This window comes from Allopusillimonas soli (assembly GCF_004153445.1).
Taxonomy (GTDB): domain Bacteria; phylum Pseudomonadota; class Gammaproteobacteria; order Burkholderiales; family Burkholderiaceae_B; genus Allopusillimonas; species Allopusillimonas soli.
This window is the reverse complement of the sequence record NZ_SDQC01000001.1, coordinates 254,057-270,288: the sequence shown is the minus strand read 5'-3', so window position 1 is coordinate 270,288 and position 16,232 is coordinate 254,057. Positions and strand designations below refer to the sequence as shown.

The 16,232-nt window shown below is 61.4% G+C and carries 14 protein-coding genes; 11 read left to right on the top strand and 3 right to left on the bottom strand.

Going from position 1 to position 16,232, the window contains the following annotated elements; genetic code table 11:
* Positions 1-84 precede the first annotated feature (84 nt).
* From ERD78_RS01270 to ERD78_RS01250, 5 genes are all read left to right on the top strand, one after another.
* Positions 85-882 (top strand): enoyl-CoA hydratase-related protein, encoded by a 798-nt coding sequence (locus ERD78_RS01270; protein WP_129967362.1) that lies wholly within the window; start codon positions 85-87, stop codon positions 880-882.
* A 237-nt stretch (positions 883-1,119) separates the two neighbouring features.
* Entirely contained in the window at positions 1,120-2,007 is an 888-nt protein-coding gene (locus ERD78_RS01265) for an SDR family NAD(P)-dependent oxidoreductase (protein WP_129967361.1), read from the top strand.
* Between the two features lie 9 nt (positions 2,008-2,016).
* Positions 2,017-2,880 (top strand): MaoC/PaaZ C-terminal domain-containing protein, encoded by an 864-nt coding sequence (locus ERD78_RS01260; protein WP_129967360.1) that lies wholly within the window; start codon positions 2,017-2,019, stop codon positions 2,878-2,880.
* Positions 2,877-4,106, top strand: a complete 1,230-nt coding sequence (locus ERD78_RS01255) for a CaiB/BaiF CoA transferase family protein (RefSeq protein WP_129967359.1) — start codon at positions 2,877-2,879, stop codon at positions 4,104-4,106. Before ERD78_RS01260 ends, ERD78_RS01255 begins: the two co-directional genes overlap by 4 nt.
* A gap of 43 nt (positions 4,107-4,149) precedes the next feature.
* Positions 4,150-5,139 (top strand): Bug family tripartite tricarboxylate transporter substrate binding protein, encoded by a 990-nt coding sequence (locus ERD78_RS01250; protein WP_129967358.1) that lies wholly within the window; start codon positions 4,150-4,152, stop codon positions 5,137-5,139.
* 311 nt (positions 5,140-5,450) lie between these two features.
* On the opposite strand, the gene ERD78_RS01245 is transcribed toward ERD78_RS01250, so the two are convergent.
* Positions 5,451-6,419, bottom strand: a complete 969-nt coding sequence (locus ERD78_RS01245) for a Bug family tripartite tricarboxylate transporter substrate binding protein (protein ID WP_129967357.1) — start codon at positions 6,417-6,419, stop codon at positions 5,451-5,453.
* A gap of 43 nt (positions 6,420-6,462) precedes the next feature.
* Entirely contained in the window at positions 6,463-7,995 is a 1,533-nt protein-coding gene (locus tag ERD78_RS01240) for a class I adenylate-forming enzyme family protein (protein WP_129967356.1), read from the bottom strand.
* A gap of 241 nt (positions 7,996-8,236) precedes the next feature.
* On the opposite strand from ERD78_RS01240, the gene ERD78_RS01235 reads away from it, so the two are divergent.
* The gene (locus tag ERD78_RS01235) at positions 8,237-9,427 is read left to right on the top strand and encodes an acyl-CoA dehydrogenase family protein (protein WP_129967355.1); all 1,191 of its coding nucleotides are present in this window, start codon (positions 8,237-8,239) and stop codon (positions 9,425-9,427) included.
* Positions 9,428-9,465: 38 nt separating this feature from the next.
* Positions 9,466-10,584, top strand: a complete 1,119-nt coding sequence (locus ERD78_RS01230) for an acyl-CoA dehydrogenase family protein (protein WP_129967354.1) — start codon at positions 9,466-9,468, stop codon at positions 10,582-10,584.
* Between the two features lie 4 nt (positions 10,585-10,588).
* On the opposite strand, the gene ERD78_RS01225 is transcribed toward ERD78_RS01230, so the two are convergent.
* Entirely contained in the window at positions 10,589-11,536 is a 948-nt protein-coding gene (locus ERD78_RS01225; RefSeq protein ID WP_129967353.1) for a LysR family transcriptional regulator, read from the bottom strand.
* Between the two features lie 95 nt (positions 11,537-11,631).
* On the opposite strand from ERD78_RS01225, the gene ERD78_RS01220 reads away from it, so the two are divergent.
* The 4 genes from ERD78_RS01220 to ERD78_RS01205 all read left to right on the top strand — a co-directional run bounded on the left by ERD78_RS01220 (position 11,632) and on the right by ERD78_RS01205 (position 16,222).
* Positions 11,632-12,819 (top strand): CaiB/BaiF CoA transferase family protein, encoded by a 1,188-nt coding sequence (locus tag ERD78_RS01220; protein WP_129967352.1) that lies wholly within the window; start codon positions 11,632-11,634, stop codon positions 12,817-12,819.
* A 4-nt stretch (positions 12,820-12,823) separates the two neighbouring features.
* A complete protein-coding gene (locus tag ERD78_RS01215; RefSeq protein ID WP_129967351.1) occupies positions 12,824-13,843 on the top strand; it encodes an NADPH:quinone oxidoreductase family protein in 1,020 nt (339 codons plus the stop codon).
* A gap of 59 nt (positions 13,844-13,902) precedes the next feature.
* Entirely contained in the window at positions 13,903-14,877 is a 975-nt protein-coding gene (locus ERD78_RS01210) for a Bug family tripartite tricarboxylate transporter substrate binding protein (protein ID WP_129968273.1), read from the top strand.
* A 205-nt stretch (positions 14,878-15,082) separates the two neighbouring features.
* Positions 15,083-16,222: an ABC transporter substrate-binding protein gene (locus ERD78_RS01205; protein ID WP_129967350.1), complete on the top strand. Its 1,140-nt coding sequence runs from the start codon at positions 15,083-15,085 to the stop codon at positions 16,220-16,222.
* Positions 16,223-16,232 lie beyond the last annotated feature (10 nt).

The window sequence follows — 16,232 nt, the reverse complement described above, 5'->3', positions numbered from 1 at the left end:
AAGGCAGCGTCGAAATAGGTCACAATTCGGTTGAGCACAAATATCCAGGATATTCCAACTTGCGGACGATCACCGGGGAGAAACATGGGTCATACATATCAACATATCAAGTTCACTTTCGAGGACGGCGTCGGATGCATCGTCCTGAACCGGCCCGACACGCTGAACAGCTTCACGCAGGTCATGCATGAAGACATTCGGGCGGCGCTGGACTTCATGGAGGCGCAGGAAGGACTTCGCGGCCTCATCATTACTGGCACGGGCCGCGGATTCTGCGCCGGCCAGGATCTCTCCGAGCGCAAGCCCTTGGCCGCTGGCGAAAGACGGGATCTGTCGCAGGGCCTGGAAAGCAACTACAAGCCGCTGGTCCTTAGGTTGCGCGCGCTCCCAGTGCCGGTGGTGTGCATCGTCAACGGCGTGGCCGCGGGCGCGGGTGCGAGCGTGGCGCTGGCCTGCGATGTCGTGTACGCGGTCAGGTCCGCGCGTTTCATCCAGGCCTTCGCCCGCATCGGACTGCTTCCCGACGCAGGGGCCACTTATGTCTGGCCTCGCCGGGTTGGCACGCAGCGTGCCATGGGCGCCGCGCTCTTTGCCGAACCGGTGTCCGCCGAGCAGGCCGAGCAATGGGGGCTGATCTGGCGCTGCGTTCCCGATGAGGAACTGGACTCGACCATCGCCGCCGTACAGGCTCGGCTGGCCGGGGGGGCCACGCGTGCCTGGGCCGCGACCAAGCAGGCGCTGTACGCCTCGGGCGGCAACAGCCTGGAAGCACAGTTGAATCTGGAGCGCGACCTGCAAAAAGAACTGGGCTACACGGAAGATTATCTTGAAGGCATGAAGGCCTTCGCGGAGAAGCGTCCGGCTCGCTTTACCGGCCGCTGACGTGGCGGCGGCCGCAGTGGAGGGGGGCGTTACTTGACGGGCAGGTCATGCACACGTTTTGCTTTGCGAAACATGATGCGGTGCCGGCGTCCGCTTAATTGTTCATTAATGCCCGCTTTTGAAATTCAGAGTTGAGGCCGGACGGGTTTTCCTCTATTGTGAATCGCCACGCTGGCGTGGCGCCCAGTGCGTCCGCATCAGCATGTTTCGCATTTCGCAATCCAAGGGAGATTATTCATGAGTGGTTTGGTAGAAGGCAAGGCGGCCGTGGTGACCGGTGCCGGTGGCGGCATCGGGCGCGGTATTGCGGTGGGCCTGGCCGCCGCGGGCGCACGGGTCGTGGTCAACGATATCAGCGCGGACAATGCGCAGCGTGTCGTCGATGAAATCAAGGCTGCAGGCGGCGAGGCCATCGCCAACACGGACAGCGTCGCCGGACGGGAAAGCGCGCACCATATCGTTCAGGCCGCCGTGGACACCTTCGGCAAGATCGATATCGTCGTCAATAATGCGGGCAATCTGCGTGATCGCCTGTTCCACAAGATGTCCGAAGAAGAGTGGTCGCAGGTGCTCGACGTGCATCTGAATGGCTCCTTCTTTGTCAGTCGCGCCGCCGCGCCCTTCTTTCGCGAGCAGGAGTCGGGCGCCTATGTGCACATGACCTCCACCTCGGGGTTGATCGGCAACTTTGGCCAGTCCAACTATTCCGCTGCCAAAATGGGCATTGTTGGCCTATCCAAGTCCATCGCCCTTGATATGTCGCGCTTTCATGTGCGCTCCAATTGCATTGCGCCGTTTGCGTGGACAAGCATGACAAGCTCCATTCCCGCTGAAACGCCCGAAGAAAAGGCGCGCGTGCAGAAACTGCAGAAGATGGAAGCCGGCAAGATCGCGCCGCTCGTCGTTTACCTGGGTAGCGATGCGGCCAAGGATGTCACAGCCCAGATTTTCAGCGTACGGGCCAACGAGATCATGCTCTTCAGCCAGCCCCGCCCGGTTCGTTCGGTGCACATGGCCGAAGGCTGGACGCCTGAGGCCGTGGCGGAGATTGCCATCCCGGCCATGCAGAACAGCTTTTACAAGCTTGAACGCTCGCCGGAGGTGATCGGCTGGGATCCCATCTAGGAGAAACACATGCCGCTTGACTACAAGCTGATCAAGAACTGGAAGTTCGACGAGGTCCGTCACGCCTACACGGGGAAAGACGTCATTCTGTACGCCCTGGGCATCGGTCTGGGCCAGGACCCCTTGGACAAGGGGCAACTGCAGTATGTCTATGAAGACGGCTTGAAGGTCTTTCCGTCCATGGCGGCGGTGCTGGGTTATCCGGGCTTCTGGATGAAGAATCCCGAAACCGGCATAACTTGGGTGAAGCTCGTGCATGGGGAGCAGCGCATGCATTTTCACGCGCCGTTTCCCGCACAGGGCGAAGTCATAGGCCGCAGCCGCATTACCCACGTCATCGACAAAGGCAGCGACAAGGGCGCGCTGGTTGTCACCGAACGCAAGATTCACGATGCAGCCACCGATGCCTTGCTGGCCACTGTCGAACAGGTGACCTTCTGCCGTGCCGACGGCGGTTTCGGCAACGGCGATGAATCGCCGCAGGCCTTGCCCAAGGTGCCCGCCACCCCGCCTGATGCCGTATGCGAGTTGGCCACGCTGCCGCAGGCGGCGCTCATATACCGCCTAAGCGGGGACGACAATCCATTACACGCCGATCCCGCCGTGGCGAGCAAGGCCGGCTATCCACGTCCTATACTTCACGGGTTGTGCACGTACGGCGTTGCCGCGCATGCCATCGTCCGTACGCTGTGCGGCAACGACGGCGGCCGCCTGGCCTACATGCACACCCGCTTTTCCGCTCCGGTGTTTCCTGGCGAGACACTGTCGGTGGAAATGTGGAAGGGCGACGGCGGTACGGTGCAGTTCCAGGCGAAGGTGGTGGAGCGCGGCGTCGTCGTATTAAGCAACGGAATAGCAGGAGTCAATCAATGAATGGTCGTAGCGCGCCACTGGCTGGCATACGGGTTCTGGATCTTTCCAGGGTCCTGGCCGGGCCATGGTGCACGCAGAACCTGGCCGATCTTGGTGCGGATGTCATCAAGGTGGAGCGTCCCGGTAAAGGCGATGACACACGCGGCTGGGGCCCTCCCTACCTGAAGGATCAGGACGGCAACGATACCAGTGAAGCTGCGTATTATCTGAGCACCAACCGCAACAAGCGCTCGATTGCCGTGGACATCGCTACGCCGGAAGGCGCCGCGCTGATACGCGAGATGGCGGCTAAGTGCGATGTGCTGGTCGAGAACTTCAAGGTAGGCGGCCTGAAGAAATACGGGCTGGATTACGACGCCATCAAGGAGATCAATCCAGCGCTGATCTACTGTTCTGTCACCGGGTTCGGACAGACCGGCCCCATGGCGCCACTGCCTGGCTACGATTTCATGATCCAGGGCATGGGCGGGCTCATGAGCATCACGGGCGAGCGCGACGATCTGCCTGGCGGGGGCCCGCAGAAGGCGGGCGTGGCCGTGACCGATCTCTTTACCGGCATGTATGCGACAGTGGCCGTGTTGGGCGCCCTGTATGAACGCAACCGCAGTGGCCTGGGTCAGCACATCGATATGTCGCTGCTGGATTGCCATGTCACCATGCTGGCCAACCAGAACCTGAACTACATGACATCGGGCGTGGCACCCAAGCGGGCGGGCAATGCGCACCAGAATGTCGTGCCCTACCAGGTGTTCGCGGCAAGCGATGGTCACCTTATCGTGGCCGTGGGCAACGACGGCCAGTACGCCGCGTATTGCAACGCCATAGGCCGGCCCGACCTTGCAACGCATCCCGACTATGTCAACAACAGTCAGAGGCTGAAGAACCGCGTGGCGCTCATTGCCGAACTCGAAGCCATCATGAAGACGCGCGCCCGCGACGACTGGATCGGCGCGCTTCAGAAAGTCGGCGTCCCCTGCGGGCCCATCAACAATATCGCACAGGTTTTCGAGAACGAGCAGGTCAAGCACCGCGAAATCTGGAAAACCATGCCGCATCCCGTCGCAGGCACCGCACCCACAACGGCCAGCCCCATACGTTATTCGGGCACACCCATCGAATACCGCATGGCGCCGCCGCTGCTGGGTCAGCATACCGAGGAGATTCTTGGCGAACTGGGGCTGGAAGAGAGCGGCCGAAAGGCCGGCATCCTGCCCGCCGCCCGGTAATCCATTCCAAGAGCAGTACGTTTCAAAATCAGGAGTTTTTCAAATGAATCGCATCAACCGACGCCAGGTCCTGGCGGGCCTCGGCATGGGCGTGCTGGGTGCGGCGCTGCCCATGCGCCGCGTGTTTGCGCAGGACAAATGGCCTGCCAAGCCGGTCAATTTCATTGTCCCGTTTCCAGCTGGCGGGCCGGTGGATACGTCCGCGCGCTTCGTCACCAAGCCGCTGGGCGAAATGTGGGGCCAGGCGGCCGTGGTCGACAACAAGGCTGGGGCGGGCGGTATTGTGGCGGCCCGTATTGCCGCGCGAGAGAAGCCTGATGGGTATACATTCTTCTTCCCGTCCATTCACCACGCCGTGCATCCCAGCCTGCGCACGGACCTGGGCTACGATATCCAGAAGGACTTCGATCCAGTTGGCACCGTGGCGCGCTTTCCCATCATTCTTTGCGCCCATCCTTCGCTGGGAGTGAAGTCGCTCCAGGCGCTTATCGACAAGGCCAAGGCCAGCCCGGGCCAGATTGCCTTCAGTTCCTCGGGCACAGGTGGCGGCACACATCTGGCCGGCGAACTGTTCAACAGCCTGGCCGGTGTCAAGCTGATGCACGTTCCCTACCGTGGCAGTGCCCCGGCCATGCAGGATCTTGTTGGCGGGCAGGTTGATCTGATGTTCGCAGACGCGCCATCGGCCTTGCCGTTTATCAAATCGGGCCGCATCATTCCCTTGGGGGTGGGTAACCCCGAGCCGTCGGTGCTGGCGCCGGACGTGCCGCCCATAGGACAGACGGTTCAAGGCTACGAGGCATATTCCTGGACTGGCTTGAACGCGCCGAAAGGCACGCCCGCAGCCGTTATCACGCAGCTGAACCAGCAGCTGGACGGCATCCTCAAAGACCCTCAGGTGGGGCCGGCCATGGCTGCCGCTGGCGCGGAGCCCATGCCGGGCACGCCGGAGGACTTTGCGCGCTTCCTCGACAATGAAATGAAGAAGTGGAACAAGGTCATCACCGAAGCCAATATCAAGATTCAATCCTGATGGCGCCTGCCGCCTGGGCGATGTCCGGGCGGCGACGCGGCATGGCGGGAAAATTTTGCGTTTCCCGCTTGCAGCAGACAAAAAACAGCCGCCCTCTGAACTGCACCCCAATAGCTGGACCTCTTTTCAGTTAGCTTAACTTCGTGTCCAGTTTTTTGTCACCTCTCCAGGGTGTTTTTCATGACCCGCCCCGGAAATTGAACGGTTTAAAACTGGAGAGGGGTTGCCTCTTTGGATTTTACTGACCACTTTTGGACGAACTCGCTTGAGGTCAGTTCGCCGCAGGCAGCCGTTGTCCGGAATGAAGGAAATCAGGAATCCTTGGTGATGCCAGCCTTCTGTATCACATCCTTCCACATCGCGTATTCGTTCTTGGCACGCTTGTGCAGGGCTGCGCCATCGTACACGTCTATGGTGTAGCCGCCCATCTTCATGTTCTTGACGAAGTCGGGGTTCTGGGCGATCGTCTTCATGGCCGATTCCAGTCGTGCACGGATAGCCTCCGGCAGCCCCTTGGGTCCGATCATGCCATACCATCCGGTGACCGCGTAGTCCTTCACACCCGCTTCCATCATGGTTGGTACATCGGGCAGGCTCTCGTTCCGTTCCTTCGATGTCACAGCCAGCGCGCGCACCTTGCCGCTGTCGACATACGTTTTCGCCGTACTGGAGATGTCGAACATAAACGTGATCTTTCCGCCGATGACGTCCATCATGGCGGGCGAGTTGCCGCGGTAGGGAACATGCAGCATGGGTGCATCGGTCTTTTGCTTCAGCAGTTCGGCCGAAAGGTGGTTCGAGGCACCGATGCCTGCTGAGCCGAACGATACGGCATCGGGGTGCGCCTTCGCGTACGCGACCAGTTCATTCACGTTTTTGATCGGCAGGTCTTTGTTGATGACCAGCACATTGGTGTAGTCCACCATGGTGCCGATGTAGGAAAACTCGTTGTCCAGATCCAGCTTGGCGTTCTTCTGGATCAGGGGTGTGATGGTCAGCGTCGGGCTGGCCACGAAATTGATGGTGTAGCCGTCGGCGGTAGCGCGCGATGTCGCTTGCGCGGCTATCATGCCGCTTGCGCCCGTACGGTTTTCCACCACAACAGGCTGGCCGAGCTCATCAGACAGGTATTTGGCGAAGGTGCGGGCGCTGGTGTCGACCGGACCGCCCGGCGAATACCCGACCAGAAGCTTGATGGGTTGGCTGGGCCATTCGCCTGCCTGGGCGGCGCCGATGGCAAGCATGCCTGCCGCCACGCATAGTGCTGTCGTGAGTTTCATACGGTCTCCTTGGATTGTCGTGGGAAAGCGATTTGTTCGGGCGTCAGCAACTAGCCGACTCTCGCCTGAGCTGTTCGCGCAGCGGCTCTTTCTGTATCTTTCCACTCATGGTGGTAGGGATACAGTCGATCCTGATGAACCGCGCGGGCCTTTTGTAAGGCGCTACGGCGCTGGACACATGCTGCATCAGCGCGGCCTCGTCGACCTGCACGCCTGTTTCCGGCTCATAGAATGCAATGACCTCCTCGTTGCCATCTTCGGCAGCCTGGCCCACGACTGCCGAGATTCGAATGCCCTCGTACGCATTGATTACCGCCTCGACTTCCTGGGGGTAGACATTGAAGCCAGAGCGGATGATGATGTCTTTGGAGCGGCCGGTCAGAAACAGCACGCCGTCGCGGTCCAGGTATCCGATATCGCCGGTGTCGAGCCAGCCGCCTGGCAGCAGGGCCTTAGCTGTTTGTTCGGGGTTGCGGTAATAACCCAGCATGATTCCGGGGCCTTTGATATGAATGCCGCCTTTCTCGCCTTGTTCAACCGTCCCGCCATCATGCCGGATGTCGATTTCAACGCCGGCTACGGCCTTGCCCACGCCCGCGTCGTTGCGAGGATGATCAATGTCTGTAATAAACATGGAACCCGCGTATTCGGTGATGCCGTAGCCGTGATGCAGCGGCAGGCCGAAACGCTTTTCCACACGCCCCTTGAGCGCCAGATCCATGGCGGCGCCCCCCGTATAGACATAGCGAAGTGAGGGCGCGGTAATTTTTTTCTGATCGGCGGTAGCCGAAAGAAGGCGGACAAACATGGTCGGCACGCCTTGCAGGATGGACAGGCCGGGTCTGGTCAATGACCGCAGCACGTCGTCCACCTCGAAGCGCGCACGCAGCACCAGGCTTGCGCCGGCATGGAATGTGGCCATCAGCACGGTTGCCAGGCCGAAGATATGCGAGAGCGGCAGGGCGGCGTAGGCAATGTCCTGTCCGGTCATGCGCCGCGACGCCGATGAAACACCAGCGAAATGCAGCAGGCCACGGTGGCTGACCATCACGCCCTTGGGCGCGCCAGTCGTGCCCGATGTGTAGACCAGGGTGGCGACGCGCCGCGCAATGTCCCCTGATTCTGGCTTGCCTGGCCGCTCCGGCACGAAATAATGATTGGCGCCGGTAAAGAACGCGGGGCAATCTTTCGCCGCCAGTGCTTGAGCGTGCCTGGCCGCGCTGGCCGATATGCCTGACGTGAAGAACATCAATGCAGGCTCGCAGTGGTGTGCAATCGTTTCAATCTCGCGCAGGCTCAGGCGGGCGTTGACGCTTACCGGCCAGGCGCCAAGCAGGCTGCACGCAAACAGCAGTACGATCATTTCGGGGCAGTTTTCGCCCACGATCATGACACGCTGTCCCCGCTGCACGCCAGCGCCCGCAAGCCAGTCGCGAGCCTGTCCGGTCGCCTGCCACAGATCGCCATAGCACATGGGTGCCGTGTTTTCAGGATACAGGCAGATGGCCTCGGGCCGCTCGGCGGCCTGGCGGGCGGGTACTTCATGTATGAACTGGGGCAGCGATTCGTTTTGCATCGATTCTTGTTTATGGCACTGGAACGGTAGCGACGCTAGTCTGGCGGCTAACGCCGCATCTTGGCAATTTGGTTTTGATTAAGCGGGGCTTTCGCATTCACTACATCCATGTTTGCCCTAGTTCCGTGGCGATGCATGACGCGGCGCAGCCTTCTTTGCCATATCGGAAGGTTTGCTTTCGGAATCCGATATTGTCCGCGATGAAGCGAATTGCTACATTGCGCTCAAAGGAGAACTAAACATGGACCTCACCTGGAGTGACGACGAACTGGCCTTTCGCGACGAAGTCAGCGATTTCGTGGCGGCGCAGTTGCCGGAAGACATCCGCGATAAAGTGATGCGGCATCAGCGGCTGATCAATACGGACTACATACGGTGGCATCGGATTCTCGCCGCAAAGGGCTGGGGCGCGCCGTCCTGGCCGGTGGAGTATGGCGGCACCGGATGGGGTCCCTTGAAGCGCCTCATCTTTGAAATCGAGTGCTTCAAAGGTGGCGCGCCGCGCCTGCTGCCCTTCGGCTTGGGAATGATAGGCCCGGTGCTCATGAAGTACGGCAGCGAGTCGCTCAAGCAGCGTTTCCTGCCGCGCATGCTAACGGTGGAAGACTGGTGGTGCCAGGGTTACTCCGAGCCCGGCTCGGGTTCTGACCTGGCATCTCTCAAAACCCGCGCTACACGCACCGAGGACGGCTATGTCGTAAACGGCCAGAAGACCTGGACCACGCTGGCGCAGTATGCCGACTGGATGTTCTGTCTGGCGCGCACCGATTCCGAGTCCAAGCCGCAGCGCGGCATTTCCATGCTGCTTATCGACCTGCGCCAGCCTGGCGTTACCGTGCGCCCCATACGGACGCTGGATGGCGGCGTCGATGTCAACGAAGTCTGGCTGGATGATGTCAAGGTGCCTTTCGAGAACCTGGTGGGCGAAGAAAACAATGGCTGGACATACGCAAAGTATCTGCTCGGGCACGAACGTACCGGCATCGCCGGAATCGGCCTGTGCTATCGCGAACTGGCCATCCTGAAGGATCTGGCCGCCCGCACCAGCGCCGACGGCCGGCCCGCAATCGCCAATCCGCGCCTGAAGGAGAAAATCGCGCGCATCGAAGTCGATCTGCTGGCGCTGGAGATGCTACTGCTTCGGGTAGCCACCAGCAGCGCCCAGGGGCCGGGACCGCAGGCGTCGATATTGAAGATACGGGGATCTGAAATCCAACAGGACTTGGCCATGCTGCAGCTGGAGGTCATGGGCGTGGACGGCTGGCCCTACGATCCGCAATGGATGGAATCGGACGCCGATTTCTTCGGCCCGGGCCCTGATTTCGCGGCCGCCGCCAGCGCAGGGTATTTCGACATGCGCAAGACGTCGATCTACGGCGGCACGACCGAAGTACAAAAAGGCATCATCGCCAAGATGATCATCGGCGTATAGCGGCTGCAGGGCAAGCCGCATTCCACGGAAAACGAATCATGGATTTCACATATAACGAAGAACAGCGCATGTTGGCCGACAGCCTGCGCAAGCTGGTGTCGGATGCCTGGACGCTGGAGGCGCGACGCGCCCGGTCGGAGCGCGCTGAGCTCGATCGGGGAGCATGGGGGATGCTGGTGGATCTGGGCGTGGCCGGCCTGCTCGTGCCGCAGGAACAGGGCGGCTTCGGTGAATCGCCGGCAACGCTACTGGCGACGCAGTTTGAGCTGGGCCGGGGCCTGGTCGGCGAGCCGGTGATACCCAGCTCGGTTATGGCGACGGTCTTGCTATCGGACAGCAGCAACCATCAGATCCGGGATAACTGCCTGCCGGCCATGGCAGAAGGCAGCATGATCTGTGCAATGGCGTGGCTCGAGGACGATCAGCGCAACGCCACCGAGCCGGCGGATACCTCGGCCGAAGTCTCCGGCAGCGGCTTCGTCGTATCGGGCGCCAAGAAACTGGCATGGGGCGCAGGCCAGGCCGACCGCATCATCGTGAGCGCGGTGCTTGGCGCCGAGCCCGCGCTTTTTCTCGTGCCGTCCGACGCAGCGGGCCTGGCTGTGCGCGATTATCCGACCATGGACGGCTACCGATGCGCCAGTGTCACGCTGGATGCGGTTCAATTGCCGGCCCAGGCCCTGGTCGCCAGCGGCGCGAATGCGCGCAGGGCATTGGCTGCTGCCATGGACTATGGCGTGGCGGCCATATGCGCACATGCGGCCGGCGCGATCGAGCGGCTGGTGGAAATCACCATTGAATACCTGAAGACGCGGCGCCAGTTCGGACGCCCGCTCGCGGAATTCCAGGTGCTGCAGCACCGGCTGGCCGACATGCTGATCAAACAGGAAGTGGCCATTTCCATGGCCTATGTGGCGGCCCGAGCGCTGAGCGAAACAGATCTCGCCGAGCGCCGACGGCTGCTGTCCGCCGCAAAGGTCGCCGTGGCCGATGCCGGCCGCTATGTGGGCCAGAGCGCGGTTCAACTGCATGGCGGCATGGGCATGACGCGCGAGCTGGAGGTGGGCGACTACTTCAAGCGGCTGACCTTTGCAGGCTACTTGCTGGGCGATACGGATTTTCATCTCTCGCGGATGGAGGCGGAGACGGTGGGTTGACAGTTCAGGCGGAATCGTTGTCGGCCGGCCTGGGCCGCCGCCAGTGTATTTCATGGTCCCGGATCTGCTGACTGATGTACTCCATGAGCGCTCTCGTGGCCAAAGTAGGGTAACGGTTTGGCGCGGTAAGCAGAAAAAGCCCGTTGCCCACGCCGATGGGCTCGTAGTCGGGCAGCACCTCGCGCAACGTCCCATCACCCAGTTGGCGCCACACCGCGTAGCGCGGCAGCAGCGCCACGCCCAACCCGGCGAGGGCTGTCTTGAGCAGATACGGGTAGTCTCCGGATTGCAGCCGCGGCGCAACGCGCAGCAGTATGCGGGTGTCGTCGATATCGAAGGGAAGATCGAACCGCCTTCCCAGGGACACCGGTGTAATCAGGGTGCGGCGCGTCAGATCCTCAAGCGATGCGATGGCGCCCGCCTGCTCCAGATAACCCGGTGTCGCGACCAGACACCATTCCACCCTGCACAGCTTGCGCGCCACATGATCTTCGGGCGGCGTATCGGTAATCTTGAGTGCGAGGTCTACCTCCGCGCTGACTAGATCGCCGATGTAGTCGTTGATGAGCACCCTGAGGCTGACATCGGGATGCTGGCGCGCAAAGGTCATGAGTACAGGCTCAAGATACAGATGCCCCAGCCCCGTGGGAATGCGAATGCGGACATCGCCCCGGATGGTTTGTCCAAGACTGTCTATGGACGCGCATGCCGTTTCGGCTTCCTCCAGTATGCGCAGGCTGTGAGCATAGAGAATCTGGCCGGCTTCCGTCACTTCCGTATGCCGGGTCGTGCGGCGCAGCAACTGCGCACCGACCGCGCGTTCCAATGCCTTGAGCTGACGCGACGCATTGGAGCGGGTCATGCTGGTGCGGCGCGCGGCTGCACTGAGGTTGCGGCACTGCACGACGGCGACAAATAATCTGACCAGATTCAGATCGAGTTGATTGTCCATTAATATTCAACACCAGAGCCATTTTTTTAGGAATTGTACACATAGAATGCCAGTGCTAGGATGGGTTCCGCATCAACTCAATAGCTGTTTTCGTCATGCAATCCTTCCTGCCTTTCAGCGGTCTTCGCATACTTGATGTCAGCCAGGGCATCGCGGGTCCTTATTGCACCCAGATGCTGTGGCAGCAGGGCGCGGAGGTCATCAAGGTTGAGCCGCCTGGCGGAGATTGGGGACGCCATGTCGGCGTCATGGAAGGCGGGCAGAGCGCACTATCCATCAGTTACAACGCAGGCAAACGCAGTCTCTGCCTGGACGCGCGCACCGAGCAGGGGCGTGCGGTGCTGCGCAGGCTGGCCGGGTCGGCCGATGTGATTGTGCAGAATTTTCGCCCGGGCGTGGCAGATCGCCTTGGCATTGGCTACGAGGCGCTGTCGGCGTTGCGCCCAGATCTCATCTATGTATCCATCAGCGGTTACGGGGAGGATGGCCCCTATGCGCAGGCGCCTGGCTCCGATTCCGTCATGCAGGCGGATTCGGGCCTGATGTTCGCTAATCAGGATGAAGAGGGAAGGCCGCGGCGCATGGGTATGCTCATGGCGGACATCGCCACGGCTCTGTATGCCGCGCAACAGACCTCGGCCGCGCTTTACCGGCGCGCCATCACCAACGCTGGCGCGCACGTTCGCCTGAGCCTGTTGGAAGCCTGCGCTGTGCTCCAGCGACAGGATATCCTGGCGTTTCACCGCCAGGGCGGGCGGGAGGCGGGCGCCGTCAGCGCGCCCAATGCGGTGTTCGACACAGCTGATGGGCGCATTTCGGTGCTGGCGCTCAACAACGACCAGTTTGCCCGCCTGTGCAAGGCACTGGGCCGCAATGAATGGCTGGAAGATGCGCGCTTCGCGGGCAATGCCGTGCGCATGCAGCATAAGGAATACCTTCACGGTGAAATCGCGCGGCTGTTGCGCACGGCGGATACCGAAACCTGGCAAGCGCGATTCAAGGCGCACGACGTCCTGCATGCGCCGGTGCGCGACTACACGCAGCTGGCCGACCATCCCCAGGCAAAGCACTTGGGCCTGTTGCAGACCGTGATCCAGCCGGAGTGGGGCGGTGTGCCGATTGCGGCGTTCCAGGGTGCCGGCATGCGCCCTTTGCAGGGTGCGCCCGCGCTGGGCGCGCACAGCCGCGAGATTCTGCAGGAGGCTGGGTTGGCCGCGAACGAAATTGACAGGCTGATGGACGCGGGCGTTGTGCGCCAGGCTTTCAGCCACCAGGAGGCATAGCATCATGCGCGCATTGCAATGTGACCGGTTTGGCCCAGCGCGGCAGGTGGCGCTGCGGGCGTGTGCGGAGCCCGGCCAGCCTGGCCCGCACGATGTCTTGATCGAAGTGGTCTATGCCAGTGTCAGTCATGCGGTGGGGCTTATGGTCGAGGGCCGTTATCAGACACGCCCGCCTCTGCCTTTCACGCCCGGCACCGAGGCGGTGGGCCGCGTCGCGGCCGTAGGCGAGCGCGTCACACGTTTCAATCCTGGCGACCCCGTGGTCGCGATTGCGCGCTGGGGCTGTTTTGCCGAGCGCATCCTGGTGGCTGAGCACACTGTTTACCCTGTTCCCGATGGCCTGCCGCTGCTGCATGCTTTGCCGCTGCCTATTTCGTATGGCACCGCCTATACGGGCCTGCTTTGGCGCTGTGGGCTTCAGCCCGGTGAAGCTGTGCTGGTATTGGGTGCGGGTTCGGGTGTGGGACTTGCGGCGGTGGAACTGGCGGCCCAGATGGGCGCGGATGTCATTGCCTGCGCAAGCACAGAGGCCAAGCGTGATACAGCGCTTGCGCATGGCGCCCTGGCCGCATTTGAACCCGGCCCGGGATTGGCCAATGCGGTCAAGGATCTGACGCAGGGGCGAGGTGCGGACCTCGTCGTGGATCCCGTCGGCGGCGCGTTGTTCGGCACCGCCGTGCGTGCTGCGGCGCACGGAGGGCGGTTATTGAGCGTGGGCTTTGCCAGCGGAGACCTGCCCGATGTGAAACCCAATCTGCTCCTGGTCAAGAACCTGACTCTGCATGGATTCTTCTACGGACGCTACATAGGCTGGACGCCTGCCGACGAGCGAGTGACGCATGCGCCCGCCTTGCAGCGAGCCATGGCGACCATGATGCGCTGGGCACGCGATGGCCGCATCCAGCCAAGGATTCAGCAAGTATTTCCCATGGACGGCCTTGCGGATGCGCTGCAGGCGCTGCATGGCAGGCAGGTCGTCGGCAAACTCGCACTGGCCATCAACAACAAAGAGGAGATTTCCTGATGTCATTGAACCAACTTTCGCGTAACCCGCAGGCCGGGCTGAGGCCCACGGTGGCAGGCATGCTTCGTCGCATCGGACAAGGTGCGCTGCTGTCTCTGGCGCTGATGGGCCTGGGCGCGCAGGCGCAGGCGGACAACGTTTTCCCCGACAAGCCCATCAAGATGGTTGTGCCATATCCGCCCGGCGGCCCGACAGACCTGCTCTCGCGAGCCGCGGCCAACGCCATGGCCAAGGTTGCCGGCCAGACTGTGGTGGTTGACAACAAAACAGGCGCCAGCGGCATGATAGGCGCGGAGCAGGTGGCACGATCCAGCCCCGACGGCTATACCATCCTGGCCAATGCCTCCTTGCATGTGATCAACCCGCATATCTACAAGCGCATGAGCTACGATTCCTTCAAGGATTTCGTGCCCGTGACACAACTGGCCGCCGTGCCGCTTGTGTTGGTCGTTCCCAAGGATTCGCCTGTCAAAACTCCACAGGACCTGGTGGCGCTGGCCAAGTCCCGCGCTGAGGGCCTGAATTTCGGCTCTGCCGGAACGGCATCCGCCCAGCATCTCTCGGGAGAGCTGTTCAAGCATCTGGCCGGCATTACGATGCAACACATTCCTTACCGCGGCAGCGCCCCGGCGCTCACGGATCTGGCCGGCGGGCAACTGGACCTGATGTTCGATTCCATGCCGTCTGCCATGTCCTTTATACGATCGGGTCAATTGCGTGCCATTGCGGTCACCACGCCCAAGCGGGTGGATGTGCTTCCGGATGTGCCCACGATGGCCGAGTCGGGCTATCCCACATTCGACACCAGCACCTGGTACGGCATCTGGGCGCCTGCGGGAACGCCACCGGAGGTGGTCGGAAAACTGGCTGACTATGCGCGCCAGGGGCTGCAGGACCCCAAGCTGATCGAAACCTACGCAAGCCTGGGAGCCCAGCCGGTTGGCTCGACCCCGCAGGAGTTCGCTGCCTACAATCGGTCCGAAGGCGAAAAGTGGGCTGAGCTCGTCAAACTGGCCAATGTGCCGAAACAGTGAGCCGTAACGAGCAGGCCGGGGGCATTCCCGCGTCCGGCTGTCCATTCCGTGTCCTAGTGTTTGCCCTAGTGTTCAAGGGTATGGAATCGATACTTTCACAAATATGAACGGCGCCATGGTGAGCCATGCGCCGTTCTTTCGCGCATAATAATTGCCACCTGGGCCCGAGGCTGGGCCGTATCAAACCAATAACCAGGAGACTGCAATGAAGCCAGTTGCCCGCATACTTTCCATCGGATTGCTTGCCATGACGGCTTGGAGCGTAACGGCCCAGGCCAAGGATCAGGTCATCGGCGCCCTGTTTCCCATGAGTGGGCCCAATGCCATGTATGGCGACATCTTTGGCGCGGGGGCCAACCTGGCCGTCGATCATATCAATGCGGACAAGCTGCTGGAAGGCAAGCTGTCCATCAAGTACGAGGACAGCCAGGCCCTGCCCCAGCAAGGCGTTATCGGCATGAACAAGTTGGTGAATGTCGAGGGGGTGCCCTATGTGCTGTCGGCTTTCACCGGCGTTTCCAAGGCGATCTCCACGATATCGGCGCGCACCAAGACGGTGGCGGTGAACGGCGGCGGCGTGGGTCCCGATCTTGCCAAGCTGGGGCCTTATTTCTGGAACGTGATCCCGCTGGCCAACGATGAAGTGCGCGCCATGGTGCCGTATCTGGTGAAAGAGCGCCAGTACAAGCGTTTCGTCCTGGTATACGTGGACGACCCGCTTGGCGCGGCGATCAATGAGGACCTGGGCACCACACTGCCCAAGGTGGGTGCTGAACTGGTTGAATCCCTGTCCATCCCGACCACGGCGCAGCAATTCAGTGGCATCGCCGCGCGCGTGCGTGCCGCCAATCCGGATGTTGTCTACATCGCGTCCTATGGCGCCCAGCAGTCCCAGATCGTCAAGCAGTTCCGCGACAACGGCATCAAGCAGCCACTGGTCAGCTACAGCGCATTCTCCATCCCGCAGATGCAGACACTGCCGGAAGCCAAGGGCGTGCTGTACACCACCCAGGCTGTGGACTGGGAATCGAATGATCCGGTAACCAAGCGTTTTGTCGAGGATTACCAAGCCAAATACAAGAAGATGCCCACGGCGTATGTGGCCAACTATTACAACGCGACGCGTCTTTTCGGTCTGCTTGCCCATGAGCTTGAGGCCAAGGGCAAGCCGGTCACGGGCGAGAATCTGCTGGCACAGCGCAATGAAAGCAAGACCTTCGATATGGTGGGCGGAAAGATTTCGTTTACCGAGCAGGGTACCGTCATTAGCCCCATACAGATCAATGAGATCGTGGGAGACGGTCAGGGCAGCAAGATAGTGACATCCGTCTCGGAAAAGAACTGACCGCGCCGCT

What these genes read in the sequence shown, in the direction of transcription:
- ERD78_RS01250 (WP_129967358.1), top strand. Translation starts at nt 4,150, where the DNA reads ATGAATCGCATCAACCGACGCCAGGTCCTGGCGGGCCTCGGCATGGGC.
- ERD78_RS01245 (WP_129967357.1), bottom strand. Translation starts at nt 6,419, where the DNA reads ATGAAACTCACGACAGCACTATGCGTGGCGGCAGGCATGCTTGCCATC.
- ERD78_RS01225 (WP_129967353.1), bottom strand. Translation starts at nt 11,536, where the DNA reads ATGGACAATCAACTCGATCTGAATCTGGTCAGATTATTTGTCGCCGTC.
- ERD78_RS01255 (WP_129967359.1), top strand. Translation starts at nt 2,877, where the DNA reads ATGAATGGTCGTAGCGCGCCACTGGCTGGCATACGGGTTCTGGATCTT.
- ERD78_RS01260 (WP_129967360.1), top strand. Translation starts at nt 2,017, where the DNA reads ATGCCGCTTGACTACAAGCTGATCAAGAACTGGAAGTTCGACGAGGTC.
- ERD78_RS01205 (WP_129967350.1), top strand. Translation starts at nt 15,083, where the DNA reads ATGAAGCCAGTTGCCCGCATACTTTCCATCGGATTGCTTGCCATGACG.
- ERD78_RS01240 (WP_129967356.1), bottom strand. Translation starts at nt 7,995, where the DNA reads ATGCAAAACGAATCGCTGCCCCAGTTCATACATGAAGTACCCGCCCGC.
- ERD78_RS01220 (WP_129967352.1), top strand. Translation starts at nt 11,632, where the DNA reads ATGCAATCCTTCCTGCCTTTCAGCGGTCTTCGCATACTTGATGTCAGC.
- ERD78_RS01270 (WP_129967362.1), top strand. Translation starts at nt 85, where the DNA reads ATGGGTCATACATATCAACATATCAAGTTCACTTTCGAGGACGGCGTC.
- ERD78_RS01230 (WP_129967354.1), top strand. Translation starts at nt 9,466, where the DNA reads ATGGATTTCACATATAACGAAGAACAGCGCATGTTGGCCGACAGCCTG.
- ERD78_RS01235 (WP_129967355.1), top strand. Translation starts at nt 8,237, where the DNA reads ATGGACCTCACCTGGAGTGACGACGAACTGGCCTTTCGCGACGAAGTC.
- ERD78_RS01210 (WP_129968273.1), top strand. Translation starts at nt 13,903, where the DNA reads ATGCTTCGTCGCATCGGACAAGGTGCGCTGCTGTCTCTGGCGCTGATG.
- ERD78_RS01265 (WP_129967361.1), top strand. Translation starts at nt 1,120, where the DNA reads ATGAGTGGTTTGGTAGAAGGCAAGGCGGCCGTGGTGACCGGTGCCGGT.
- ERD78_RS01215 (WP_129967351.1), top strand. Translation starts at nt 12,824, where the DNA reads ATGCGCGCATTGCAATGTGACCGGTTTGGCCCAGCGCGGCAGGTGGCG.